General features: G+C 69.6%; 22 protein-coding genes and 1 pseudogene. 15 read left to right on the forward strand and 8 right to left on the reverse strand.

Features of this window, described 5'->3' with window-relative positions:
- Positions 1-133: 133 nt before the first annotated feature.
- Positions 134-1,117 (forward strand): annotated as a pseudogene (gene hisC, locus FHT32_RS18080) (histidinol-phosphate transaminase); the annotation flags it as partial.
- Positions 1,118-1,129: 12 nt separating this feature from the next.
- Here hisC and FHT32_RS18085 read toward each other — a convergent pair.
- Positions 1,130-1,870: an IclR family transcriptional regulator gene (locus FHT32_RS18085; protein ID WP_176665978.1), complete on the reverse strand. Its 741-nt coding sequence runs from the start codon at positions 1,868-1,870 to the stop codon at positions 1,130-1,132.
- A 120-nt stretch (positions 1,871-1,990) separates the two neighbouring features.
- Between FHT32_RS18085 and FHT32_RS18090 the strand changes: the two genes are divergently transcribed.
- The 6 genes from FHT32_RS18090 to FHT32_RS18115 all read left to right on the forward strand — a co-directional run bounded on the left by FHT32_RS18090 (position 1,991) and on the right by FHT32_RS18115 (position 8,621).
- Complete coding sequence (locus tag FHT32_RS18090) at positions 1,991-2,926, forward strand: hydroxymethylglutaryl-CoA lyase (protein ID WP_176665979.1); 936 nt, start codon at positions 1,991-1,993, stop codon at positions 2,924-2,926.
- Positions 2,919-4,109 carry a CaiB/BaiF CoA-transferase family protein gene (locus tag FHT32_RS18095; RefSeq protein WP_176665980.1) on the forward strand — a complete coding sequence of 397 codons (1,191 nt, stop codon included), beginning with the start codon at positions 2,919-2,921 and terminating at the stop codon, positions 4,107-4,109. The genes FHT32_RS18090 and FHT32_RS18095 overlap by 8 nt, the downstream gene beginning before the upstream one ends.
- Positions 4,110-4,113: 4 nt before the next feature.
- Positions 4,114-5,094 carry a tripartite tricarboxylate transporter substrate binding protein gene (locus FHT32_RS18100; protein WP_176665981.1) on the forward strand — a complete coding sequence of 327 codons (981 nt, stop codon included), beginning with the start codon at positions 4,114-4,116 and terminating at the stop codon, positions 5,092-5,094.
- A gap of 42 nt (positions 5,095-5,136) precedes the next feature.
- A complete protein-coding gene (locus FHT32_RS18105; protein WP_176665982.1) occupies positions 5,137-6,063 on the forward strand; it encodes a LysR family transcriptional regulator in 927 nt (308 codons plus the stop codon).
- A gap of 61 nt (positions 6,064-6,124) precedes the next feature.
- Positions 6,125-6,577 (forward strand): DUF2214 family protein, encoded by a 453-nt coding sequence (locus FHT32_RS18110; RefSeq protein WP_176665983.1) that lies wholly within the window; start codon positions 6,125-6,127, stop codon positions 6,575-6,577.
- 7 nt (positions 6,578-6,584) lie between these two features.
- Positions 6,585-8,621, forward strand: a complete 2,037-nt coding sequence (locus FHT32_RS18115) for a spermidine synthase (RefSeq protein WP_176665984.1) — start codon at positions 6,585-6,587, stop codon at positions 8,619-8,621.
- A gap of 90 nt (positions 8,622-8,711) precedes the next feature.
- On the opposite strand, the gene FHT32_RS18120 is transcribed toward FHT32_RS18115, so the two are convergent.
- Positions 8,712-9,056, reverse strand: a complete 345-nt coding sequence (locus tag FHT32_RS18120) for a hypothetical protein (RefSeq protein ID WP_176665985.1) — start codon at positions 9,054-9,056, stop codon at positions 8,712-8,714.
- Positions 9,057-9,187: 131 nt separating this feature from the next.
- On the opposite strand from FHT32_RS18120, the gene argS reads away from it, so the two are divergent.
- The 7 genes from argS (at position 9,188) to FHT32_RS18155 (ending at position 17,360) form a co-directional block, all read left to right on the forward strand.
- Positions 9,188-10,873 (forward strand): arginine--tRNA ligase, encoded by a 1,686-nt coding sequence (gene argS / locus FHT32_RS18125; protein ID WP_176665986.1) that lies wholly within the window; start codon positions 9,188-9,190, stop codon positions 10,871-10,873.
- An 11-nt stretch (positions 10,874-10,884) separates the two neighbouring features.
- Complete coding sequence (locus FHT32_RS18130; protein WP_176665987.1) at positions 10,885-11,661, forward strand: SPOR domain-containing protein; 777 nt, start codon at positions 10,885-10,887, stop codon at positions 11,659-11,661.
- Positions 11,662-11,817: 156 nt separating this feature from the next.
- Complete coding sequence (locus tag FHT32_RS18135) at positions 11,818-12,465, forward strand: thiol:disulfide interchange protein DsbA/DsbL (protein ID WP_176665988.1); 648 nt, start codon at positions 11,818-11,820, stop codon at positions 12,463-12,465.
- 152 nt (positions 12,466-12,617) lie between these two features.
- Positions 12,618-13,343, forward strand: coding sequence for a lipopolysaccharide transport periplasmic protein LptA (lptA, locus tag FHT32_RS18140; protein WP_176665989.1), 726 nt, complete (start codon positions 12,618-12,620; stop codon positions 13,341-13,343).
- Entirely contained in the window at positions 13,340-14,134 is a 795-nt protein-coding gene (gene lptB / locus FHT32_RS18145) for an LPS export ABC transporter ATP-binding protein (protein WP_176665990.1), read from the forward strand. The genes lptA and lptB overlap by 4 nt, the downstream gene beginning before the upstream one ends.
- A 21-nt stretch (positions 14,135-14,155) precedes the next feature.
- Positions 14,156-15,745, forward strand: coding sequence for an RNA polymerase factor sigma-54 (gene rpoN / locus FHT32_RS18150; protein ID WP_176665991.1), 1,590 nt, complete (start codon positions 14,156-14,158; stop codon positions 15,743-15,745).
- A gap of 10 nt (positions 15,746-15,755) precedes the next feature.
- A complete protein-coding gene (locus FHT32_RS18155; protein ID WP_176665992.1) occupies positions 15,756-17,360 on the forward strand; it encodes a phospholipase D family protein in 1,605 nt (534 codons plus the stop codon).
- Between the two features lie 10 nt (positions 17,361-17,370).
- On the opposite strand, the gene FHT32_RS18160 is transcribed toward FHT32_RS18155, so the two are convergent.
- The 5 genes from FHT32_RS18160 to FHT32_RS18180 form a co-directional block, all read right to left on the reverse strand.
- Positions 17,371-18,015: a LysE family translocator gene (locus FHT32_RS18160; RefSeq protein WP_176665993.1), complete on the reverse strand. Its 645-nt coding sequence runs from the start codon at positions 18,013-18,015 to the stop codon at positions 17,371-17,373.
- A gap of 16 nt (positions 18,016-18,031) precedes the next feature.
- Positions 18,032-18,679, reverse strand: coding sequence for a YceI family protein (locus tag FHT32_RS18165; protein WP_176665994.1), 648 nt, complete (start codon positions 18,677-18,679; stop codon positions 18,032-18,034).
- Between the two features lie 79 nt (positions 18,680-18,758).
- The gene (locus FHT32_RS18170) at positions 18,759-19,349 is read right to left on the reverse strand and encodes a YceI family protein (RefSeq protein WP_371132197.1); all 591 of its coding nucleotides are present in this window, start codon (positions 19,347-19,349) and stop codon (positions 18,759-18,761) included.
- A 5-nt stretch (positions 19,350-19,354) separates the two neighbouring features.
- Entirely contained in the window at positions 19,355-19,948 is a 594-nt protein-coding gene (locus FHT32_RS18175) for a cytochrome b (protein ID WP_176665995.1), read from the reverse strand.
- Between the two features lie 91 nt (positions 19,949-20,039).
- Positions 20,040-21,872, reverse strand: coding sequence for a hybrid sensor histidine kinase/response regulator (locus FHT32_RS18180; protein ID WP_176665996.1), 1,833 nt, complete (start codon positions 21,870-21,872; stop codon positions 20,040-20,042).
- An 82-nt stretch (positions 21,873-21,954) separates the two neighbouring features.
- Here FHT32_RS18180 and FHT32_RS18185 point away from each other — a divergent pair, with 82 nt between their 5' ends.
- Entirely contained in the window at positions 21,955-23,202 is a 1,248-nt protein-coding gene (locus FHT32_RS18185; RefSeq protein ID WP_176665997.1) for a THUMP domain-containing protein, read from the forward strand.
- Here FHT32_RS18185 and FHT32_RS18190 read toward each other — a convergent pair.
- Positions 23,188-23,676: a surface-adhesin E family protein gene (locus tag FHT32_RS18190; protein WP_176665998.1), complete on the reverse strand. Its 489-nt coding sequence runs from the start codon at positions 23,674-23,676 to the stop codon at positions 23,188-23,190. The two genes, FHT32_RS18185 and FHT32_RS18190, sit on opposite strands and share 15 nt — an antisense overlap.
- Positions 23,677-23,760 lie beyond the last annotated feature (84 nt).

The following is a 23,760-nucleotide window of genomic DNA, read 5'->3' on the forward strand; positions in this document are numbered from 1 at the left end:
GGGATTTATCCGTGACAAAAATAGAGGTAATCGACGGTGGGCCCCAAGGAGCGCAGAGGGTAGGCACTGATAAGAAGGCCCAAGCTGCCGGATATATTTAACTTCTTAAATAAATCCGCGATTTCAGCGCCCAGCTTCCATGATCCTCCTGGCCTCCAACGAAAACCCCCTGGGCATGCCCGAGTCGGCCCGCCGCGCCGCTGCCGAAGCGCTCGCGGGCGCCGGCAACTACCCCGACAGCAACGGCACCGCGCTGAAGAACGCGCTGGCCGCCCGGCTCGACGTGCCCGCCGACTGGATCACGCTGGGCAGCGGATCGAGCGAAATCCTGGAACTCGCGGCGCAGGTGAGCCTGAAGCCGGGCGAGGGCGTCGTGTATTCGCAGTACGGCTTCATCGTCTACGCGCAGGCCGCGGCGCATGCCCATGCGCACGCAACTGTCGTGCCGTCGCGCGGCTTCGGCCACGACCTCGACGCGATGCACGCGGCCATCGGCGAGGACACGAAGCTGGTGTTCGTCGCCAACCCCAACAACCCGACCGGCACCTTCATCGACGCCGCGCCGCTGCTGGCCTTCCTGCAGTCGGTGCCCGCGCACGTGACGGTGCTGCTGGACGAGGCCTACACCGAATACCTCGCGCCCGCGCAGCGCTACGACAGCATCGAATGGGTGCGGCGCCTGCCCAACCTGATCGTGGCGCGCACCTTCTCCAAGGCCTTCGGGCTGGCGGGGCTGCGCATCGGCTACGGCGTGTCGCAGCCGGCGCTCACGGCGCGCATGAACGCGCAGCGCCCGCGCTTCAACGTGACGACGCCGGCACAGGCCGCCGCGGTGGCCGCGCTGGGCGACGCGGCCTTTCTCGCGCGCACCTACGAGCTCAACACGGCCGGGCGCGACCAGCTCGCCGCTGGCTTCAAGGCGCTGGACCTCGAATACGTGCCCTCGTCCGGCAACTTCCTGATGGTGCAGGTCGGCGATGCGCAGGCCGTGCATGCGCGCCTGCTGGCCGCGGGCATCGAGGTCTCGCTGCTCGGACCGTACGGCCTGCCCGAGTGGCTGCGCGTCAGCATCGGGCTGCCCGAGCAGAACCAAGCGGTGCTGGCCGCGCTGAGTTGACCGGTCGCTTGCTCAGACCTGCCCGCTGAGCTCCTTCGCTGCCGCACGCACCGGCTCGATGTAGCGCTCGTCGTAGCGATGCGTGGGCATGGTGAGCGTGACCGCGGCCGCGAGGCTGCCGTCGGCATGGAACACCGGCGCCGAGATGCCGGCCAGCTCGGCGGTGCGGTCGCCCACCAGCGCGCACCAGCCCTGCGCGCGGATGGTGTCGTAGAGCTTGCGCTCCTTCGCGCCGCGCGGCAGCTCGTCCTGCGGGCCGAAGGCGATCAGCACGCGCGCGCCCGCGCCGCGGTCGTTGGGCAGCAGGTCGCCGGCGCGCACGTGGTCGCGCACGACATGCGGCGAATCGACGCGGAACTGGCACAGCCGCACCCAGCTGTCGGCCTGGGGCTGCCGCACGTGGTACGCCGCGCTCTCGCCGGTGGCCGCCACCAGCGCGCGCAGCACCGGCAGCACGATGCGGTCGAGCGACTGCGACGCCGCATAGAGGCCGTGCAGCCGCGCGATCTCCATGCCCAGTGCGTAGCGGCCGTCGTCCTGCCGTCGGATCAGCCGCGCATGCTCCAGCGAGGCCAGCAGCCGCAGCACGGTGCTCTTGTAGAGCTGCGTGCGCTCGGCGAACTGCGCGAGCGACAGCGCCTCGTCGCCCGGCTGGAAGGCAGACAGCAGGCTCAGCGCGCGGTCGACCGCGGCCGCGCCGCCGGGGGCGGCATTGAGGTCGGAGACGGATTCGGTCTGGGCTTTGCGGGGCATGACAAGGAGCAGCAGGGAACGGCTTGGCTTGACAGCCGGAGCGGATCGGCGATCTAATTCTGTTTAACGGAATATAGTTCTGTAAGACAGAACAGTCAAGCCCAAGGAGACAGAAATCCGATGACAACCCCCGACGTCCTCATCAGCGAGGTCGGCCCGCGCGACGGCCTGCAGTCGGTCAAGGCCACCATGCCCACGGCCGACAAGCTGCGCTGGATCGACGCGCTCTACGCCGCCGGCGTGCGCGAGATCGAGGTCGCTTCCTTCGTGCCCGCGAAGCTGCTGCCGCAGATGGCCGACGCGGCCGAGGTGGTGCGCCACGCCGTCACTCTGCCGGGCCTTGTGGTGATGGCGCTGGTGCCCAACCGCAAGGGCGCGCAGGCCGCGCTCGAGGCCGGCGTGCACAAGCTGACCATGCCGGTGTCGGCCAGCGTGGCGCATTCGCTGGCCAACGTGCGCAAGACGCCCACCGAGATGGTCGATGAGGTGCGCGCCATCTCCGAGCTGCGCCGCGAGATCGCGCCGCAGGTGAAGCTGGAGGCCGGCATCTCCACCGCCTTCGGATGCACGCTGCAGGGCCTGGTGCCCGAGGACGACGTGATCCGCCTGGCCGCGCAGTGCATCGAGGCGGGCGCCGACGAGTCCGGCCTGTCCGACACCGTGGGCTACGCCAACCCCGCGCAAGTGCGCCGCCTCTTCAAGCGGCTGCGTGCGGAGATCGGCAGTCATGCAGGCGCAGCCCACATGCACAACACGCGCGGCCTCGGCATCGCCAACTGCCTTGCGGCCTGGGACGAGGGCGTGCGCACCTTCGACGCTTCGCTGGGCGGTCTCGGCGGCTGCCCCTACGCGCCGGGCGCCTCGGGCAATGCGGTCACCGAAGACCTTGTCTTCATGTTCGAGGCCATGGGCGTGCGCACCGGCATCGACATCCAGAAACTCATCGCGGCGCGCGCGCCGCTCATGGCCGGCCTGCCCGGCGAACCGGTCTACGGCATGACGCCCGAGGCCGGCCTGCCGAAAGGCTTTGTCCAGGAATCCATCGCCAATGCCTGAAGCCAATCCCCTGCCGTACGCCGGCGTCCGCGTCGTCGAGTTCACCCACATGGTCATGGGTCCGACCTGCGGGCTGCTGCTGGCCGACCTCGGCGCCGAGGTCATCAAGGTCGAGCCCATCGAAGGCGACAGCACGCGCCGCCTGCTGGGCTCGGGCTCGGGCTTCTTCCCGACCTTCAACCGCAACAAGAAGAGCATTGCGCTCGACCTGAAGCAGCCCGAGGGCGTGGAGGCCGCGCTGCGCCTCGTCGCCACCGCCGACATCGTGAGCGAGAACTTCAAGCCCGGCACCATGAAGAAGCTAGGGCTCGACTACGACACGTTGAGCAAACTGAATCCGCGCCTCATCTACGTGAGCCACAAGGGCTTCCTGCCCGGCCCCTACGACCACCGCACCGCGCTCGACGAGGTGGTGCAGATGATGGGCGGCCTGGCCTACATGACCGGCCGCTCGGGCGACCCGCTGCGCGCGGGCACCAGCGTGAACGACATCATGGGCGGCATGTTCGGCGCCATCGGCGCGATGGCAGCGCTGCGCCAGCGCGACATCACCGGCAAGGGCTGCGAGGTGCAGTCGGCGCTGTTCGAGAACAACGTGTTCCTGGTTGCGCAGCACATGATGCAGTTCGCCGCCACCGGCAAGGCCGCCGACCCGATGCCCAGCCGCATCTCGGCCTGGGCCGTGTACGACGTGTTCACGGTGAAGGACGGCGAGCAGATCTTCCTGGCGGCCGTGAGCGACAAGCAGTGGACCATCTTCTGCAAGGCCTTCGGCCTCGACGAGATGCTGGCCGACCCGCGCCTGAAAACCAACAACGACCGCGTGCTGGCGCGCGAATGGATGATGCCGATCCTGCGCTCGCACCTCGCGAACCACAGCGCCGCGGAGCTCGCCGCGGTGTTCGAGAAGAACGAGCTGCCCTTCGCGCCCATCACCAGGCCGCAGGAACTGTTCGACGATCCGCACCTCAACGCCACCGGCGGCCTCGCGCCGGTGCGCATGAACGACGGCAGCATGGCCAAGGTGCCGCTGATGCCGTTCACGCTCGACGGCGAACGCCCGGGCATCCGGCTGCAGCCGCCGCACGTCGGCGAGCACGGCCGCGAGCTGCTGAAGGAAGTGGGCTACAGCGACGAGGACATCGCCGCGCTCCAGACACGACACATCACCCTCGGAGACTGACCTCATGTTTTTCAATGCACGGCGCGCCTTGCTGGCGTGCGCCGCGGCCGCCGCATGGCTGAACGCCGCACCCGTCCTCGCCGATACCGCCTGGCCCGACAAGCCGGTGCGGCTCATCGTTCCCTACACGCCCGGCGGCGCCACCGACATCGTGGCGCGGCTGGTCGCGCAGAAGCTCGCCGACGACACCAGGTGGACCTTCATCGTCGACAACCGCGCGGGCGGCAACGGCAACATCGGCATGGACGTGGTGGCCAAGGCCAAGCCCGACGGCTACACCATCGGCCTGGGCCAGACGGCCAACCTCGCGATCAACCCGACGCTGTTCCCGAAGATGCCCTACGACGCATTGAAGGACCTGGTGCCGGTGTCGGTCGTGGCGTCGCAGCCGGTGGTGCTGGTGGTGCGCGCCGACGCGCCGTTCAAGACGCTGGCCGACCTGGTCTCCGCCGCGACGGCCAAGCCGGGCGAGATCCGGCAGGCGCTCGCGGGCACCGGAACGCTGGGCCACATGGCCGGCGAGGTGCTGGCCAAGCGCGCGGGCTTCAAGGTGCTCAACGTGCCGTACAAGGGCGCGGCCCCCGCCATCACCGACCTGCTCGGCGGCCAGACCGACTACATGTTCGCCACGCCGCAGGGCGCGCTATCGATGGTGAAGGGCGGGCGCCTGCGCGCGCTGGCCGTCACCTCGGCCAAGCGCCTGCCGGTGATGCCCGACGTGCCCACCGTGGCCGAGAGCTACAAGGGCTTCGAGGCGGTGGACTGGAAGGCGCTGGTCGCTCCGGCCGGCACCAGCCCCGAGATCGTGAAGAAGCTCAACGCCGCCGTCGACAAGGCGCTGGCCAAGCCCGCGACCATCTCGCAGCTGCTGGCCGAAGGCAGCGCGCCCGTGGGCGGCAGCCCGGAGCAGGCAGCCCAGTACATCAAGGCCGAGCACGCGCGCTGGGGCGCGGCGGTGCGCGAGGCGGGCGTCCGGCCCGAATAGGAAAGGAGCTCTCCAGGCGGCGGGCGATATAGTTCCCGCCCCATGGACCGCCTGAAGCAACTCGAATCCTTCGTCTCGGTCGCGACCCGCGGCAGCCTCACGGCCGCGGCCAAGGCCGAGGGCGTGGCGCCCGCGATCATGGGGCGTCGGCTGGATGCGCTGGAAGAGCGCCTGGGCGTCAAGCTGCTGGTGCGCACCACGCGGCGCATCACGCTCACCCACGAAGGCAGTGCCTTCCTCGAGGACTGCCAGCGCTTGCTGACGGAGTTCGCCAACGCCGAGGCCAGCGTGAGCGCCGGCGGCCTGAAGGCCAGCGGCCACCTGCGCGTGACGGCACCCGCGGGCTTCGGCCGCCGCCACGTCGCGCCGCTGGTGCCGCGCTTCCATGCGCTGCACCCCGAGGTGACGATCTCGCTGAACCTCAGCGACCGCGTGGTCGACGTCACCGGCGAGAGCTTCGACTGCGCGGTGCGCGTGGGCGACCTGCCCGATTCGTCGCTGGTGAGCGTGCGCCTGGCCGACAACCGCCGCCGCTGCGTCGCCACGCCGGAGTTCGTGCGCCGCCACGGCAAGCCCAGGCATCCGAGCGAGCTCTCGCGCTTCGCCTGCCTCACGCTGTCGAGCGACGCCTCGCAGACGCGCGGCTGGGCTTTCCGCGTGGTCAACGAGGAGGGCAACCAGGAGCTGATCCACCTGCGCCCGAGCGGCCCGCTCGACTGTTCCGACGGCCAGGTGCTGCACGACTGGTGCCTCGCCGGCCACGGCATCGCGTGGCGCAGCACCTGGGAGGTCGAGGCCGAGATCGACGCCGGCCTGCTGGTGCCGCTGCTGGAGGAATTCGCGGCGCCGCCCAACGGCATCTACGCGGTGTTCGCGGGCGCCAAGCACATGCCGCTGCGGGTGCGGCTGTGGCTTGATTTCCTCAAGGAGCAGTACGGCAACCCGGATTTCTGGGGAGGAAGGGCCTGAGGCGCACGGTCGGCGTCACAATCTGTTTGCATTTGCAACCCACGAGTAGAAAGCCTCACCGATGACGCTAGAAGCCATCCTTGCGTACCTTCACCTGCTCGCCATCCTGACGATGGTCGTCTTCATTTCCAGCGAGGCCGCGCTGTGCCGCGTGCAGTGGCTCAACGCGGCGGTGGTCGAACGGCTGGCCAAGGTCGACATGGTCTACGGCATCGCCGCCATCGCGGTGCTGGCCACCGGCATCGCGCGCACCTGGTGGGGCGTGAAGGGCACGGCCTGGTACTGGACCAACCCGCTGCTGCACGTGAAGCTGGGGCTCTTCATCATCGTGGGCGTGCTGTCGATCTTCCCGACGCTCACGTACTTTCGCTGGCGCAAGACGCTGCGCGCCACCGGCAAGCTGCCGGCCGAGGCCGAGATCGTCAAGACCCGCAAGCTGGTGATGGTCCAGGCGCACCTGATCGCGCTGATCCCGCTGGTGGCGGTGTTCCTGGCACGGGGCTTCGGCAAGTAGGCGCGGCATGGGGCGCGCCGGCATTCAGCTCCTGTTTGCCGGAACGATCTTCAGCAGCGCGTTCCTGCTGTTCCTGGTCCAGCCGCTGATCGCGAAGCAGATTCTTCCGTGGTTCGGCGGCTCGGCCGCGGTGTGGTCGGTCTGCATGGTGTTCTTCCAGGCCGTGCTGCTCGCGGGGTATGCATATTCCGACTGGGTCGCGCGCCACCTGCGCATGCGGGCGCAGGCCGTGCTGCACGTGGGGCTGCTCGTCGCGAGCCTGGCCTTCCTTCCGATCGTGGTGGGCGCGCAGTGGAAGCCGACCGGCGCCGAAGACCCGGCCTGGCGGATCCTGGGCCTGCTGCTCGCCACCATCGGCCTGCCGTACTTCCTGCTTTCCACCACCGGGCCGCTGGTGCAGTCGTGGGTGGCGCGCACGCCTTGGGGCACGCAGGTGTACCGCTACTTCTCGCTGTCGAACCTGGCCTCGCTGCTGTCGCTGCTGAGCTATCCGGTGCTGATCGAGCCGTTCAGCACGCTGCGGCAGCAGGCGCATGGATGGTCGTGGGGCTACGGCGCGTTCGTGCTGCTGTGCGCGGGAACGACGCTGTACATGGCGCGGCGCTGGCCGGCCGAGGTCGTGCCGCCGCAGCCGGCCGGGCAGGCCGCCGCGCCGGACCATCCGCCGCGCCCCGCCGACTACCTGCTGTGGCTCGCGCTGCCAGCGCTGGCTTCGTGGCTGCTGCTGGCCGTGACGAACCACATCACCCAGAACGTCGCCGCGGTGCCCTTCCTGTGGGTGCTGCCGCTGTCGCTGTACCTGCTGACCTTCGTGCTGTGCTTCGAGAGCGACCGCTGGTACCGGCGCGGCGTGTTCCTGCCGCTGGCGGCCGCCATGCTGCTGCTGTGCGCGTTCGGGCTGCAGCATTCCATTGGCGCCGACGTGCGCACCGCGCTGCCGCTGTACGTGTCGGGGCTGTTCGTGCTGTGCATGTTCCTGCACGGCGAGACCGCCAGGCTCAGGCCGGGGCCGCGCTATCTCACGCGCTTCTACCTGATGCTGTCGCTGGGCGGCGCGCTGGGCGGGGTGATGGTCGGGCTGGTCGCGCCGCACGTGCTGGCGGCGTACTACGAACTGGGGTTCGGGCTGATGCTGACCGCGCTGGCGGCGGCCGCCGTGCTCCGCCGGCGGCTCTGGCTGCGGGTGGGCTGCGTGGCGCTGGCGGCCTGCTGCACTTTCTTCCTGCTGCGGCAGATCGCCAGCGACAACATCGGCGTGCGCAGCCTGCAGCGCAATTTCTACGGTGCGCTGCAGGTCTACGACACGAAGCGCGATCCGCCCTCCGACAGCACGCGCCAGCTGGCGCATGGCTCGGTGAAGCACGGCTCGCAGTTCCTCGACCCGGCGCGCCGGCGCGAGCTCACCACCTACTACGGCCGGACCTCGGGCATCGGCCGGGCCATCGCGGCGGCGCCGGACGGGCCGCGCCGCGTGGGCCTGATCGGGCTGGGGGCCGGCACGCTGGCGGTCTACGGCCGCGGCGGCGACGTCTATCGCTTCTACGAGATCAATCCGCAGGTGTTCGCGCTGGCGGACAGGGAGTTCAGCTTCCTGCGCGACAGCGCCGCGCGCATCGAGCGCGTGCCGGGCGACGCCCGGCTGGCGATGGAGCGCGAGCCGGTGCAGGGTTTCGACGTGCTCGCGGTCGATGCCTTCTCGGGGGACTCGGTGCCGGTGCACCTGCTCACGGTCGAGGCGATGGATGCCTACCTGCGGCACATGCGGCCCGACGGCGTGATCGCCTTCCACATCACCAACCGCTTCCTGGCGCTGGCGCCCGTGATCGACAGGGTGGCCGGGGCGCGCGGCCTGCACGCGGTGCTGGTGCACGACCTGGCGGAGCAGTCCGACTGGCTGCATCGCACCGACTGGGTGCTGGTCGCGCGCGATCCCCGGGCGCTGGCGCGCGAGCCCATACGCTCTGGCGCGACGCCGATCGCCACGCAGCCGGGCCAGAGGCCCTGGACCGACGACTTCAACAACCTGCTGGGCGCGCTGAAGTAGCCCCGCACGGCCCGGAAAAAGAAAAGGCCCGCACGCGGCGGGCCTCTGTTCTGGGATGTCGATGCATCGTTGCACCGACGCGCCATGGCTTCAGGCCTTGGCGTCCTTCTCGCACTTCTTGATGAAGCTGTTCTTGGCGGCGCCGGCCAGCGGCTTGCCGTTCTTGTCGACGGCCTTGGCGGCGCAGGCGGGAGCGGCGGCGGCCTTGGCTTCCTTCTCGCACTTCTTGATGGAGCTGGCCTTGGCGGCACCGGCGAGGGCCTTGCCGTTCTTGTCCACGGCCTTGGCTTCGCAGCTTGCGCCGGCGGCGGGGGCTGCAGCGGCAGGGGCGGCAGCGGCGGGTGCTGCGGCGGGTGCGGGGGCCTTGTCTTGAGCCTGGGCTGCGCCGAAGGAAAGGCAGATGCCCAGTGCGACCAGGGAAAGGAGCTTCTTCATGGTGATATGTCCTCGCTAGGTTGAGTTGTGACAGGTTCCCCGCCTCGGGGCCGACCATCGTAACGGGCCAAGGCAACGATCGGATGACCATCGTCAACTGCGCCGGGGTTTGCCCCCGGTAAAATTTGCGGATGCTATTGGTCAAACAGGAGCTGCTCGCGGCGCTCGCGAACACGCTCGAATCCCTCTCGCCCGGCGCCGGCTCCAAGGCCGCGTTCGAATCGCCCAAGATGGCCGCGCACGGCGATTTCGCCTGCACGGCAGCGATGCAGCTCGCCAAGCCGCTGGGGCGCAAGCCTCGCGAACTGGGCGAGGAGCTGAGCGCCGCGCTGCTCGCCACCCCCGCGTTCGCCCAGTGGGTCGACGCCATCGAGATCGCCGGGCCCGGCTTCCTCAACATCCGCCTGAAGACGGCCGCCAAGCAGCAGATCGTGCGCGAGGTGCTGTCGGCCGGGAATACTTTCGGCCAACAGCCCGCCACCGGCGAGAAGGTGCTGGTCGAGTTCGTCTCGGCCAACCCGACCGGCCCGCTGCACGTGGGCCACGGCCGCCAGGCGGCGCTGGGCGACGCCATCTGCAACCTGCGCGCCTCGCAGGGCGAGAGCGTGTGGCGCGAGTACTACTACAACGACGCCGGCGTCCAGATCCAGACGCTGGCCAACAGCACGCAGCTGCGCGCGCGCGGCTTCAAGCCCGGCGACCCCGAGTGGCCCAGCGGCGAGAAGGCGGCTGCATACAACGGCGACTACATCGCCGACATCGCGGCCGACTTCAAGGCGAAGAAGACCGTCAAGTCGGAAGACCGCGAAGTCACTGCCAGCGGCGACATCGAGGACATCGACGCCATCCGCGAATTCGCCGTGGCCTACCTGCGCCGCGAGCAGGACCTGGACCTGCAGGCCTTCCGCGTGCGCTTCGACCAGTACTACCTGGAGTCCAGCCTCTACACCAGCGGCCGCGTCGAAGATGCGGTGCGCAAGCTCGTGGCCGCCGGCAAGACCTACGAGCAGGACGGCGCGCTGTGGCTGAAGTCGACCGACTACGGCGACGACAAGGACCGCGTGATGAAGAAGCAGGACGGCACGTACACGTATTTCGTGCCCGACGTCGCCTATCACATCGCCAAGTGGGAGCGCGGCTTCCACAAGGTCATCAACATCCAGGGCACCGACCACCACGGCACCATCGCCCGCGTTCGCGCCGGCCTGCAGGCCGTGGGCGAAGGCATTCCCGAGGGCTACCCCGACTACGTGCTGCACACCATGGTGCGCGTGATGAAGGGCGGGGAAGAGGTCAAGATCAGCAAGCGCGCCGGCAGCTACGTCACGCTGCGCGACCTGATCGAGTGGACCAGCACCGACGCGGTCCGCTTCTTCCTGCTGAGCCGCAAGCCCGACACCGAGTACACCTTCGACGTCGACCTCGCGGTGACGAAGAACAACGACAACCCGGTCTACTACGTGCAGTACGCCCATGCGCGCATCTGCTCGGTGCTGGCCGGCTGGGGCGGCGACGCCGCCTCGCTGAAGGACGCGGACCTGTCGCCGCTGGAAAGCCCCGCCGCCCAGGCGCTGATGCTGCTGCTGGCCAAGTACCCGGCCATGCTGACGGCCGCCTCGAAGGACTTCGCCCCGCACGACGTCACTTTCTACCTGCGCGAGCTGGCCGCCAGCTACCACAGCTACTACGACGCCGAGCGCATCCTGGTCGACGATGAGAAGGTGAAGCTGGCCCGCCTGGCGCTGGTCGCCGCCACCGCGCAGGTGCTGCACAATGGCCTGGCGATTCTCGGCGTCAGTGCGCCGAGCAAGATGTGAACTCCCTCACCATGAAGAAGACAAGAAGTCAACGCGGCAACATCGTCATCGGCCTGATCATCGGGCTGGTGCTCGGCCTGGGCGTCGCGCTGGGTATCGCGGTCTACGTGACCAAGGTGCCGATCCCGTTCGTGACCAAGACACAGCGCGGCGGCGCCGAGCAGGACGAGGCCGAAGCCCGCAAGAACCGCGACTGGGACCCGAACGCGCCGCTGGCCGGCAAGGCCGGCGCGCCCAAGCCGGCAACGCCGGCTGCCCCGGCCGGCCCGGTCAACCCGATCACCGGCGAGCCCGCCACCGGCAATACCGCCGCGGCCCCGGCCACGGCTTCGCCGAACACCGCGCCGCCGGTGCCCGTGGTGGTGGCGCCCAAGCCGCCACGCACCGCACCGACGCCGGCCGAGGCCAACGCCCTGCCGCCGTCGAACGACCCGCTGGGCGACCTGGCCCGGGCTCGTTCGGGCAGCGTCTCGGGCTCCGGCAGCACGACCACCGCGTCGGCCGCGCCGAGCAGCAGCGGCAGCAACGCCGGCAGCAGCTCGGGACCCGATCCCTTCATGTATTTCGTGCAGGCCGGCGCCTTCCGCACCACCGAGGACGCCGAGGCGCAGCGCGCCAAGCTTTCGCTGATGGGCGTCGAGGCCAAGGTCACCGAGCGCGAGCAGGCGGGCCGCACCGTGTATCGCGTGCGCGCCGGCCCCTTCAACAAGAAGGACGACGCCGACCGCCTCAAGGAACGGCTCGACGGCGGCGGCATGGATTCGGCGCTGGTCCGCGTGCAGCGCTGAGCGGCCGTCGTCCGCCCGGCAACCGACACGAATAGCCCCCAAACTTCGCCGTGCGGCGTTTGCCGCCACCATCCACAGCCTCGGGCGCGCCGGATGCGGGGGAACTCCCCGCCGCGCGCCGGCTCAGTCTGCCGTAATAACTGGAGAGCTCTTTCAATGAAACGTCGTGACTTTTCGCTGGCCGCCACCTCGCTCGGGCTGCTGTCCCTGGGTGTCAACCCGGCCCATGCCCAGGCGCGCGTGCCCAAGGCCGGCTCCGAGTACCTGGTGCTCGACAAGCGCGTGCCGGTCGACGCGCCCGCCGGCAAGGTCGAGGTGGTCGAGTTCTTCTCGTACAACTGCCCGCACTGCAACGACTTCGAACCGTCGCTGGAAGCCTGGCTCAAGACCATTCCGAAGGAAGTCGCCTTCCGCCGCATTCCCGTTCCCTTCGTGGGCAACGACGTCGAGGCCAAGCAGCGCCTGTACTACACGCTCGAAGCCATGGGCAAGGTCGACGAGTACCAGCCGAAGGTGTTCAACGCGATCCACGCGCAGCGCCAGAACGTGAACGGCGACGCCAACATCATTGCCTGGGCCACCGCCAACGGCCTGGATGCCGCCAAGTTCAAGGAAACCTTCACCTCCTTCGGCGTGGCCAGCAAGGCCAAGCGCGCCTCGCAGCTGACCGACGCCTACAAGGTGGCCGGCGTGCCCGCGATGGCCGTGGCCGGCCGCTGGTATGTCGACGGTGAAACTGCCGGCAACATGACCAAGGTGCTTCAGGTCGTGAACTATCTCATTGGTGAGGCAAAGAAGGGCTGAGCGCCAAAAGCCGAGCCGTGCCGCGCGGTTGCGCGGTGTTTCTGGGAGAAAACCAGAAGGAAAGTCAAGCCCGCCTAGGCGGGCTTTTTCATCTGTGCGTGCGGGGCGGAAGCACTCAGCCGCATACAATGCCGAGCAAGTTTCGTGCCTCTATGACATTGCACTCCTACTCCACCACCTCCTTCCTGCGTCGCATCGGCCAGTTGGCCGCCGGCGCCCTGTTGCTGGCAGGCCTCGCGTCGGGCGCCGTGGCCGAGACCGCCGACCGCTCCAAGCCGATGAACATCGAGTCGGACGCGATGCGCTACGACGACCTCAAGCAGACCAGCGTGTTCACCGGCAACGTTTTGGTGACAAAGGGCACGATCATCATCCGCGGCGCGCGGCTGGACGTGCGCCAGGACGCCGAGGGCTACCAGTACGGCGTGGTCACGGCGGCGCCCGGCAAGCGGGCCTACTACAAACAGAAGCGCAACGCGCCCGACGAATGGATCGAGGGCGAGTCGGAAGTCATCGAGTACGACAGCCGCGCCGACAACGTCAAGTTCATCCGCAACGCCACCATGCGCCGGCTGCTCGGCGCCACGCCGAACGACGAGAGCCAGGGCGCGCTGATCGTCTACGACCAGAGCAACGACACCTACACCGTCAACGGCTCCACCGTGCCGCCGAACACCGCCGTCAACGCCTCGGCGCCGGGCGGACGCGTCAGGACCATCCTCACCCCCAAGGCAGCAACCGCCACCGCGCCGGCCGCGGGCGCCTCGGCCCCGGCCGGTGGTGCGAAGGCACCGCCGCCGGCAGCCACCCCGGCACCGGGCAAGGGCCTGCGCCCGAGCACCACGCTCGGCAGTGACCAGGGAGACACGCGCAAGTGATCGAATCCGCAGGAACCCAGGACGCCAGCGGCGCACCGGGCAGCCGCCTGGTCGCGCGCGGCCTGAAGAAGAGCTACGGCAGCCGCACGGTCGTGAAGGACGTCTCGCTCGACGTGCAGAAGGGCGAAGTCGTCGGGCTGCTGGGCCCCAACGGCGCCGGCAAGACCACTTCGTTCTACATGATCGTGGGCCTGGTGCGCGCCGACGCCGGCGACATCACCATCGACGGCGAGCCGATCGCCCACATGCCGATCCACCGCCGCGCCCGCATGGGCCTGAGCTACCTGCCGCAGGAAGCCTCGATCTTCCGCAAGCTCACGGTCGAGGAGAACGTGCGCGCCGTGCTCGAGCTGCAGATGGAGCCCGACGCGAACGGCAAGATGGCGCCGCTGTCGAAGCCGCACATCGAGGAGCGCCTGTCCGAGCTGCTGGCCGACCTGCGCGTCGACCACCTGCGCGATTCGCCCGCGCTCGCGCTGTCGGGCGGCGAGCGCCGCCGCGTCGAGATCGCGCGCGCCCTGGCCACGCAGCCGCGCTTCATCCTGCTGGACGAGCCCTTCGCCGGCATCGACCCGATCGCGGTGATCGAGATCCAGCGGATCATCAGCTTCCTGAAGGAGCGCGGCATCGGCGTGCTCATCACCGACCACAACGTGCGCGAGACGCTGGGCATCTGCGACCACGCCTTCATCATCAGCGACGGGCATGTGCTGGCACAAGGCACGCCTTCGGAGATCGTCGACAACGCCGAGGTACGCAGGGTGTACCTGGGCGAGCACTTCCGCATGTAAGGCGCGGGGGCGGTTTCCACCATGAAGCAAGGGCTATCCCTTCGCGTTTCGCAGCATCTGGCGCTCACGCCGCAGCTGCAGCAGTCGATCAGGCTGCTGCAGCTCTCCACGCTCGAACTGAGCCAGGAGGTGGAGCAGATGCTCGACGAGAACCCGTTCCTCGAGCGCACCGCGGAAGAAGCCGCGCGCGAGGAATTCGGGCTCGACACGGCCGACGCGCCGGTACCGCGCGATGACGGCGGCGAAGGCGAGGGCGACTTCGCCTCCCCGGCCGCCAGCAGCAGCACGAGTTCGTCCGCCGAAAGCGCCTCCGCCACCGACTCCGACGGCCCCGCCGCCGAGATCTCCGAGCGTGAGCCCGACTGGGAGGGCGATGGCACCGTCGACATGGCGCCAGACGACAGCGAGTGGGGCAGCGACGCGCCCGCGCGCCAGAACAACCTGGGCGACGACGAGCGCGCCGACGCCACCGAGCTCGCGCGCAGCCAGGAGTCGCTGCAATCCTTCCTGCACCGCCAGGCGCTGAGCCTGCGCCTGAACGAGAACGACAGCGCCGCGCTGCGCTTCCTGATCGAATCGCTCAACGACGACGGCTACCTCGAGGACTCGCTGCCCGCGCTGGCCTCGGGCCTGGCCGGCGACGACAACGACCAGTTCGACGACCTGGTGCACCACTTCCAGGTGGCGCTCGGCCTGCTGCAGAGCCTGGAGCCCGCCGGCGTGGGCGCGCGCGACCTCGGCGAATGCCTGAGCATCCAGCTGCGCGCCATGGCCAGCGACGACGAGACCGAGGAAGAGGAACTGGTCCGCAAGACGGCGCTGGCCATCTGCAAGCAGCCCATGGAGCTGCTCGCGCGCCGCGACTTCAAGCGCCTGGCCACGCTCACCCGCAGCAGCGAGGAGCTGGTGCGCTCGGCGCTGCAGGTCATCGCGCGGCTGGAGCCCAAGCCGGGTCGGCGCTTCGTCGACGTGGAGCGCAACGTCATCATTCCGGACGTGATCGTCACCAAGACCGGCCGCGGCACCAACGTGAAGTTCCGCGTGATGCTCAACCCCGACGTGATGCCGCGCCTGCGCGTGCACGACATCTACGCCGGCGCGCTGAAGTCGCACAAGGGCGAGGGCAGCCAGGCGCTGTCGCAGCGGCTGCAGGAGGCGCGCTGGTTCATCAAGAACATCCAGCAGCGCTTCGACACCATCCTGCGCGTGAGCAACGCCATCGTCGAGCGGCAGAAGAGCTACTTCGTGCATGGCGAACTCGCCATGCGCCCGCTGGTGCTGCGCGAGATCGCCGACGAGCTGGGCCTGCACGAATCGACCATCTCGCGCGTGACCACCGCCAAGTACATGGCCACGCCCTTCGGCACGGTCGAGCTCAAGTACTTCTTCGGCTCGGCGCTGGGCACCGAGACCGGCGGCAACGCGTCGAGCACCGCGGTGCGCGCGCTCATCAAGCAGTTCGTCGGCTCCGAGAGCGTGAAGAAGCCGCTGTCGGACAGCCAGATCTCCGAGATGCTGAAGGAACAGGGTATCGAGTGCGCGCGCCGCACCGTCGCCAAGTACCGCGAAGCGCTGCGCATCGCGCCCGCCAACCTGCGCAAGGCACTCTAGAAAGAAGCCGATGAGCCGTGGCCTGATGTCGCGTTGTGGGCATTGGGTCTTCGCCATGGTGGCGGTGCTGCTGTTCGCCGGCTGCGCCACGCTGCCCGACGAGGCGCCGCGCACGCCGACCAAGGCCATCGCCGTCTCGGCCGACACCGCCTTGGGCAAGATCGCGCTGGCCTCCCAGCCCGACCCCGACCTCAGCGGCTTCCGCCTGATGCCCGGCGGCGACTTCGCCTTCGACACCCGCATCCAGCTGGCCCGCCGCGCGCAGCGCACGCTCGACGTGCAGTACTACCAGATCGAGAACGACGAGACCGGCCGCTACCTGCTGCGCACCCTGCGCGACGCCGCCCTGCGCGGCGTGCGCGTGCGGCTCTTGATGGACGACCTCTACACCTCCGGCGAGGACGAACTGCTGCTGGGCTTCGCCGCCACGCCCAACGTGGAGCTGCGCCTGTTCAACCCCTTCCCGGCCGGGCGCGGCAGCCTGCTGAAGCGCTTCACGGCCTCGCTCTTCGACTTCAGCCGCGTCAACCGCCGCATGCACAACAAGCTGTTCATCGCCGACGGCGCGATGGCGGTGGCGGGCGGGCGCAACATCGGCAACCAGTACTTCAGGCGCACCGCGGGCGAGAACTTCATCGACCTCGACACCTTCGTCACCGGCGCGCTCATTCCCCGCCTGGGCAGCCTGTTCGACCAGTACTGGAACAGCGTCTACGTGCGGCCGATCCAGTCGGTGGTGGGCACCGGCCTGTCGCGCGAGGAACTGCAGCAGCGCTTCGAGCTGGCCACAGGCCCCGACACCACGCCCCCGCCGCCCAGGCCCGCGCCCAACGACCTGCTGGGCTACAGCCCGATGGCCGAAGACCTGGACGCCGGCAAGCTCGGCCTGATCTGGACCACCGCCGAGGCGTACGCCGATTCGCCCGAGCGCGTGATCGGCAAGACCGCTTCCTACGGCGGCGTGCCGCTGCTCGACGTCGACAGCGTGCGCTACAACGTGGTCGAGCAGATGCGCCGCGCCCGCTCGGAAGTGACCATCGTCTCGCCCTACCTGATCCCGGGTCCCTCGGGACTGGAGGTGATGCGCGAGATCCGCGGGCGCAACGTGAAGATCAGCGTGGTCACCAACTCGCTGGCCGCCACCGACGAGCCGCTGGTGCACACCGCCTACCGCCGCTACCGGCCCGACATGCTCAGGCTGGGCGCCGACCTCTACGAGCTGAGCACCAACCGCACCCGGCGCAGCGTGCGGCTGGGGCTCTTCGGCACCTCGGTGGGGAGGCTGCACGCCAAGTCGGCGGTGATCGACCGGCGCATTCTTTTCGTCGGCTCGATGAATTTCGACCCGCGCTCCGAGACGTACAACACCGAGATCGGCCTTTTCATCCGCAGCCCCGAGATGGCGCAGCAGGCGCTCAAGATCATCGACGTGCTCAAGCAGCAGGGCGCCTACAGGCTGCGCTTTGCCGAGGGCAGCAACCAGTCGCGCATCGAATGGGTCGGCGACGAGGGCGACGGCAGGGCCACCGTGCTGACCGAGGAGCCCGATTCCGGCTTCTGGGACCGGACCATGCTGGAGATCCTGGCGCCGCTGACGCCGGAGAGCCTCCTGTAGCCCCGCAGCCTCAGGTGCCGCGCACCGCCGACCACACGAGCCGAAGGCCCAGCAGCCCCATCACGCCGCCGGCCGCGCGGTCGATCCAGGCCTTGTAGCGCAGGTAGGCCGAGCGCGGCGCCGCCGACGAGAGCGCCAGCGCCACGATCGAATACCAGCCCGTCTCGATGCAGAAGATCACCGCCGGCACCGCGAGCGCCAGCACCAGCGGCACCTCGCGCGGCAGGAAGGCCGCGAAGATGCTCGCGTAGACCACCGCCGTCTTCGGGTTACTGACCTGCGTGGCGAGGCCCAGCAGGAAGGTGCGCCGGCCGCGTCCCTGCGGCCCTTGCGGGCTGCCCGGCTCCTGTGCCACGGCCAGCGGCTGCCGCGCGCCGCGCCAGATGCGCACGCCCAGGTACACGAGGTACGCCCCGCCCAGCCCCTTGATCGCCAGGTACAGCGCCGGCACCGCGAGGAACGCCGCCTGCAGCCCCGCCAGCGCCGCGATCGCGAAGACCAGCCCGCCCGCGCCCATGCCGAGCGCGGCGGCGAGCCCATCGGCGCGCGAGGTCACGGCCGTGCGCGCCACCATCACGAAGCTGGGGCCCGGGCTCATCGCGCCCACGGTCATGGCGCCGGCGATGCCGAGAAGGGCGAGGGTGGTGTCCATCATGGTGTTGCCTCCGGTGTCACTGCACGTTGACCGCCTCGACCTGCACCAGCAGCTTCACCTTGTTCTCGAAGCCGAAGTTCAGGCCCCAGGTGATGCCCCAGTCGCTGCGCTCCACGGTGGTCTCGAAGTCGCCGCCGCACACCTGGCGGTTGATGAGCGGGCTCAGGTAGCAGTTGAAGCGCACGGCCTTCAGCGTCACGGGCTTCGTCTGGCCCATCAGCGTGAGCTTGCCGGGCACGTCGACCACCTTGTCGCCGGAGAACTCGATGCGCTCGGCCACGAAGCGGCCGGTCGGAAACTCGGCCACGTTGAAGAAGTCCTTGCTCTGCACGTGGCGGTTGAGCAGGTCGACGCCGGTGTTGATGGAGCTGATGTCCATCGTGATGTCGACCTTGCCGCTGGTGCCGGTGCCGTCGATCTGCACCGAGCCGTCCTTGGTGCTGAAGCGGCCGCGGTTGGTGGTGGTGCCGTAGTGGCCCATCTCGTACATGACGAAGGTGTGGGTCGGGTCGATCACGTAGTTGGCGTTCTTGGCCGGGCCGCCCGCGGGCTTGGCGGGTGCCGCGGGCGCGAATTCCGAGGGCAGCTGCGCTTGTTGTTGCGCCGTGACGCTGCCGGTGAATGCGGCGGCCGACAGGGCCGCGGCGAGGAGGAGCTTTTTCATGGCGTTGTCTGCCTGAGTCATGAAAGAGAGGAAAGAAGAAATCCGGGATGTCCGCACGAGGAAGGACGGGGCTCCAGGCTCACAGGGGCCCGAGCCCCGCGAGCGTGAACCTGAAGCGCACCTGCACCTCGTTGCCGACCACCGAGGTGTCGGTCCATTCGCCGTCGCCCACCTTGTAGTCGAGCCGCTGGATCGTAAGGCTTCCGCTGGCCACCGCGTAGTTGCCGCCGGGCGCAGGCGCGATGCTGACGGGCACCGTCACATACTTGGACGTGCCCTTGATGGTGAGCTTGCCCGCCATCTCGAACCTCCCGTCGCCCAGCGCCTTGATGGCGCTCGACTGGAAGCTGGCCTGCGGGAAGTGCGCGGCGTCGAACCAGGGCTGCCTGGGCAGCTCGGCGTCGCTCATCGGTACGCCGAATCCGGCGCTGGCCGTGTCGATCTGCAGCGCGACGCTGCCGCCCTCGGGCTTCTTCGGGTCGAAGGCGACCTGCGCGTCGAACTTCTTGAACGAGCCTTCCACCGGCACGCCCATCTGCTTGGTGACGAACACGATCTGGCTCTTGTCGGCGACGAGCTTCGCGGCTGGGGGCTCCGCGCCGGCCGGCAGCGCCATGGTGGCGAGGGCGAGAGCCAGCACCAGGCCGGAAAGCGGGGGCTTCATCTTCATCATCATCATCGGGAGGATTCCTGGCGTGGCCCGGGCCACATGCGTTTGAGAAGGCCGTCGCGGTCGATCCAGTGGTGCTTGAGCACCGCCGCCACGTGCAGCAGCGTGACGCCAGCCAGCACGAAGGCGCAGTTGCGGTGCAGCGGCTGCAGCATCGCCTCGGCGAAGTCGTGGTCGACCGGCACGAAGTCGGGCAGCTGCAGCACGCCGAACCACGCGACGGGCATGCCCATGGCCGAGCTGTAGGCCCAGCCGGAAATCGGCACCGCGAAGAACAGCAGGTACATCAGCGCATGGCTGACGCGGTAGCTCGCCAGCTGCAGGCGCGACATGCCCGCGGGCAGCGCCGGCGGCGGGTGTCCCAGCCGCCACAGCAGGCGCAGCGCCGACAGCGCGAGGATGGTGATGCCGGCCCACTTGTGCCAGTTGTAGACCTTCAGCCGCAGCGGCGAGAACGGCAGCCCCGTCATGTAGAGCCCCACGCCGAAGGAACCGACGATCAGCACCGCCAGCAGCCAGTGCAGCGCGATCGCGAGCGGGTCGTAGCGCAGGCCGCGCGGGTCGGCGGCCAGGGGGGCGGAAGGCGTGTCGGTGGACATCGGAGGCGGAGGCTGCGGGCCTGTACGCGGTGTGCGCGGAGCATATCCCGGAAGCGATGACAGCACGGGCCGTGCCAGCTCCCGCGCGCCCTCAGCCGCGCGCCTGCTGCACGCCCAGCAGCATCCGGCGCAGCTCTTCGGGCTGCACCGGCTTGCGCAGCGCATGCCAGCCGTGCTCGGCGGCCAGCCGCTGGGTGGCTTCGGTGATGTCGGCGGAGATCAGCGCGATCGCCAGCGAGGGCTTCTGCTGCTGCAGCTTCGCCGCCAGTGCGATGCCGTCGAGCGCGCCCGGCAGGCGGATGTCGCACAGCGCCGCGTCGAGCGCGTGCAGGTCGGCCAGCGCCAGTGCCTCCGCGGCGCTGGCGTAGACGCGCGGCTCGACCGCCCACTGCTGCAGCAGTGCGGCGAGGCTGTCGGCCACCACGGTGTTGTCCTCCACCACCAGCACGGCGAGGCCGGGGTGAAGCCTGCGCGTTGCGCCGGCGCCGTCGTCCGCTGCGCCTGAAGAAACCTGGGAGGCCGGGGAGGCCGAGGAGGTGGATGGCTGCACGGCCGCATGCGCGTCCTCGGGCGCGGCGGGCAGCTCGAAGCCGAACACCGAGCCCCGCCCCGGCGCCGAGCGCAGCGTCACCTCGATGCCCAGCTGCGCCGCCAGCCGCCGCACGATGGCCAGGCCCAGGCCGTGGCCGCGCTGCAGGTTGCGCTCGACGTTGCCGATCTGCTCGAAGTCGTCGAACACGCGCTGCTGCGCCTCGGGCGGAATGCCGATGCCGCTGTCACGCACTTCCACGCGCCAGGCGCGGGCGCCGTCGCGCTGGCGGGCGCGCACCGCCAGCAGCACACGCCCGCGCGGCGTGAACTTGACGGCGTTGTCGACCAGGTTGGCGAGCACGCGGCGCAGCGACACCGTGTCGCTCCAGGCGATCGCGCCGGGCGGACAGCGCACCAGCACCCGGCCGTTGCCCGCCTGCCGCGAGAGTTCCTGCAGCAGCGGCGCCAGCGCCACGGCGGCGGGACGCAGCGGGTCGACGGCGGCCTCGATGCGGCCGATTTCCAGCAGCTGGTTGGTCAGCCCTTCGAGCGCCTGCTGCGCCCGGGCCAGCGAACCCACCGTGTGCTGCACCGCCTCCATGCTCGCGCCGTCGTTCAGCTGGTGGCGCAGCACCTCGGCCTGCAGGCCGATCGCCATCACCGGCTGGCGCAGGTCGTGGTTGGCGGCCGAGAAGAAGCGCAGCCGCTCGGCCTGCGCCTGCTCGGAGGCGCGCAGGCCGGCCAGGGCCTGTTCGCGCAGGCTGTGCTCGTTGAGCCGCAGGCCGATGTTCTCCTCGAGCTGCCGCGAGCGCTCGGCCACCAGCTTCCACATCATCGCGGTCAGGCCGATGCCGATCACGGCCACCGCCGCCATCACCGGCGCGCCCAGCCAGAGCCCGGTGACGATGATCGGCGCCAGCAGCAGCGTGATCGCCAGCTGCGTGGCCGGCGTGTAGAACGACACCGAGAAGGCCGACGACAGCGTCATGCCCATGATGATCACGCCCAGCAGAAGCTGGAGGTCGACGCGCGCGGGGTTGAACAGCAGCACGCCGGCCAGCCCGTGCGCCAGCTCCCAGATGGCGGTGCGCAGCGTGTGCGTGCGCTGCGCCTCGCGCAGGCTGGCGGGCGTGAAGGGTTCCGGCAGGCGCTGCGGGAAGAAGCCCCGCATGACGGTCACCCCGGTGACCAGCGCGATCCACGCCAGCGCGCGCACCAGCGAGAACTGCCAGGCGAAGAGCGCCGCCACGCCGCAGTTCAGCAGGTACTGCACCAGCAGCACCGGCCCGATGGGCTTGATGGACAGCCGCAGCACCTCGCACTGGATCGCGAAGCTGTCGCTGCCGTTGCCGGCGGAGGACTGCGCTGGCGGGGATGCGGGGGTGGGAGTCATCGGCGAATCGACTATATAGAGAAGGTTTGCAGCGCGGCGACAATGGAGTCCCCTAGTCGGGCTTCCCGATGGCCTACTTTCCGTGAACGATCTTTCCTTTTTCCTGCCTTGCGCCGCCGGCGTCGAGGAATTCCTCGCCCAGGAGGTGCACGCCCTGACCGGCCGCGCCGGCCAGGACCTGCTCTCCCTGCGCGGCGGCGTGCGCGTGCGCGCCGGCTGGCGCGACGGCCTGAAGCTCAACCTGCACAGCCGCCTCGCGCAGCGCGTGCTGGTCGAGCTGGCCCACGGGCCCTACCGCAACGAGAACGACCTCTACGCACTCGCCAGCGGCGTGGCCTGGGAGATCTGGTTCACGCCCAAGCAGACCTTCAAGATCGAGACCACCGCCCAGCACAGCCCGCTGCAGAGCCTGAACTTCGCCACCCTGCGCATCAAGGACGCCATTGCCGACCGCTTCCGCGCCAAGGCCAACGGCGTGCGCCCGAGCATCGAGACCCAGTGGCCCGACTGCCGCGTGTTCGCCCACCTGACCACCGACACCTGCACGCTCTACATCGACACCAGCGGCGAGCCGCTCTTCAAGCGCGGCTGGCGACAGGACAAGGGCGACGCCCCGCTGAAGGAAACCCTGGCCGCCGCCATGCTGGCCGCCAGTGGCTGGTGGAACCCCGAGACCGGTGAAGTCTCGGGCCAGCCGCTGTACGACCCCTGCTGCGGCAGCGGCACCATCGCCATCGAGGCGGCGCAGATCGCGCGCGGCATCGCGGCCGGATCGCTGCGGCGCTTCGGCTTCGAGAAGCTGCTGCCGTTCCAGGCGCACGTGTGGTCGGCGATCAGGCAGGAGGCCAAAGAGGGTGAGGGGGCCGCGGCCGGCAGCGGCACCCCTGTGTTCGGCTCCGACGTGTCGCACCGCATGGTCGACTTCGCCCAGCGCAATGCCGAGCGCGCCGGCGTGGCGCAGGCCGTCGAGTTCCGCGGCGGCGACGCGCTGCAGCGCATGCCGCCGGCCGAAGGCGGCGTGATCATGCTCAATCCGCCGTACGGCGAGCGCATCGCCGTGGGCGGCGTGGCGGGCGCCGGGGGCGGGGGCCGTCCCGGCGCGCGGGAGGCGGCGCAGTCCAGCGAAGGCGATGGCGGCGACTTCTTCCCGCAGCTTGCCACTCACTGGAAGAAGAACTACGCTGGCTGGACCGCCTGGGTGCTCACGCCCGACCTGAAGCTGCCGAAGCTGATGCGCCTGAAGGAGTCGCGCCGCGTGCCGATGTGGAACGGCCCCATCGAATGCCGCCTGTTCCGCTTCGACATGGTCGCGGGCTCAGCGCGCGGGTAGCGCTGGCTCCACCTCGGGCCTGGGCTGCTGCTGTTGCTGCGGCTCCCTGGCTTCTTTCGGCCGCACCGAGCAGGCCGCGTTGATCGTCCGCGTGACGAGATCGCGCGCGCCGGCCAGCGTCACGGGGCGCACGTCCTCTTCCTCCTCGTAGTGCTTCACCGCGACCGGTTCGCCCACGAAGTTCGGGTGCCCGAAGTAGCTGACGTTCACATAGCGCGCGCTGCGGGCATCGCAATCGACCTTGGCCCGGGCCTGGAAGGAACGGTATTTGATGCCGTCGCGGCTCGTGCGGTTCTGCGGCAGGCTCATGCGAAGGCTCACCAGGCGCTTCGAGCCGTCGGCCTCGACGCTGGTCGGGTCGACCTGCACGTAGCTCGCGGCCTCGTCGCCGGGCGTGCCCGCCAGCGTCAGCCACTCGGCCCGGGCGCCGAAGGACGCGAGCAGGGCGAGGCAGAGCAGCGGAAGGCGTTTCATGAAGGAAGGCGGGGGATGGCTGGAGTTGGCGGAGTCCGATTGTCGTCGGCCCGGCCGACGAAAGCCTGACGGCAGCATCGCATG

The organism is Variovorax sp. SG517 (assembly GCF_013376045.1).
In the GTDB taxonomy this organism is placed as follows: domain Bacteria; phylum Pseudomonadota; class Gammaproteobacteria; order Burkholderiales; family Burkholderiaceae_C; genus Variovorax.

Coding starts and splice junctions, on each gene's coding strand:
- FHT32_RS18085 (WP_176665978.1), bottom strand. CDS start 1,870: ATGCCCCGCAAAGCCCAGACCGAATCCGTCTCCGACCTCAATGCCGCC.
- FHT32_RS18090 (WP_176665979.1), top strand. CDS start 1,991: ATGACAACCCCCGACGTCCTCATCAGCGAGGTCGGCCCGCGCGACGGC.
- FHT32_RS18095 (WP_176665980.1), top strand. CDS start 2,919: ATGCCTGAAGCCAATCCCCTGCCGTACGCCGGCGTCCGCGTCGTCGAG.
- FHT32_RS18100 (WP_176665981.1), top strand. CDS start 4,114: ATGTTTTTCAATGCACGGCGCGCCTTGCTGGCGTGCGCCGCGGCCGCC.
- FHT32_RS18105 (WP_176665982.1), top strand. CDS start 5,137: ATGGACCGCCTGAAGCAACTCGAATCCTTCGTCTCGGTCGCGACCCGC.
- FHT32_RS18110 (WP_176665983.1), top strand. CDS start 6,125: ATGACGCTAGAAGCCATCCTTGCGTACCTTCACCTGCTCGCCATCCTG.
- FHT32_RS18115 (WP_176665984.1), top strand. CDS start 6,585: ATGGGGCGCGCCGGCATTCAGCTCCTGTTTGCCGGAACGATCTTCAGC.
- FHT32_RS18120 (WP_176665985.1), bottom strand. CDS start 9,056: ATGAAGAAGCTCCTTTCCCTGGTCGCACTGGGCATCTGCCTTTCCTTC.
- argS (WP_176665986.1), top strand. CDS start 9,188: ATGCTATTGGTCAAACAGGAGCTGCTCGCGGCGCTCGCGAACACGCTC.
- FHT32_RS18130 (WP_176665987.1), top strand. CDS start 10,885: ATGAAGAAGACAAGAAGTCAACGCGGCAACATCGTCATCGGCCTGATC.
- FHT32_RS18135 (WP_176665988.1), top strand. CDS start 11,818: ATGAAACGTCGTGACTTTTCGCTGGCCGCCACCTCGCTCGGGCTGCTG.
- lptA (WP_176665989.1), top strand. CDS start 12,618: ATGACATTGCACTCCTACTCCACCACCTCCTTCCTGCGTCGCATCGGC.
- rpoN (WP_176665991.1), top strand. CDS start 14,156: ATGAAGCAAGGGCTATCCCTTCGCGTTTCGCAGCATCTGGCGCTCACG.
- FHT32_RS18155 (WP_176665992.1), top strand. CDS start 15,756: ATGAGCCGTGGCCTGATGTCGCGTTGTGGGCATTGGGTCTTCGCCATG.
- FHT32_RS18160 (WP_176665993.1), bottom strand. CDS start 18,015: ATGATGGACACCACCCTCGCCCTTCTCGGCATCGCCGGCGCCATGACC.
- FHT32_RS18165 (WP_176665994.1), bottom strand. CDS start 18,679: ATGAAAAAGCTCCTCCTCGCCGCGGCCCTGTCGGCCGCCGCATTCACC.
- FHT32_RS18170 (WP_371132197.1), bottom strand. CDS start 19,349: ATGAAGATGAAGCCCCCGCTTTCCGGCCTGGTGCTGGCTCTCGCCCTC.
- FHT32_RS18175 (WP_176665995.1), bottom strand. CDS start 19,948: ATGTCCACCGACACGCCTTCCGCCCCCCTGGCCGCCGACCCGCGCGGC.
- FHT32_RS18180 (WP_176665996.1), bottom strand. CDS start 21,872: ATGACTCCCACCCCCGCATCCCCGCCAGCGCAGTCCTCCGCCGGCAAC.
- FHT32_RS18190 (WP_176665998.1), bottom strand. CDS start 23,676: ATGAAACGCCTTCCGCTGCTCTGCCTCGCCCTGCTCGCGTCCTTCGGC.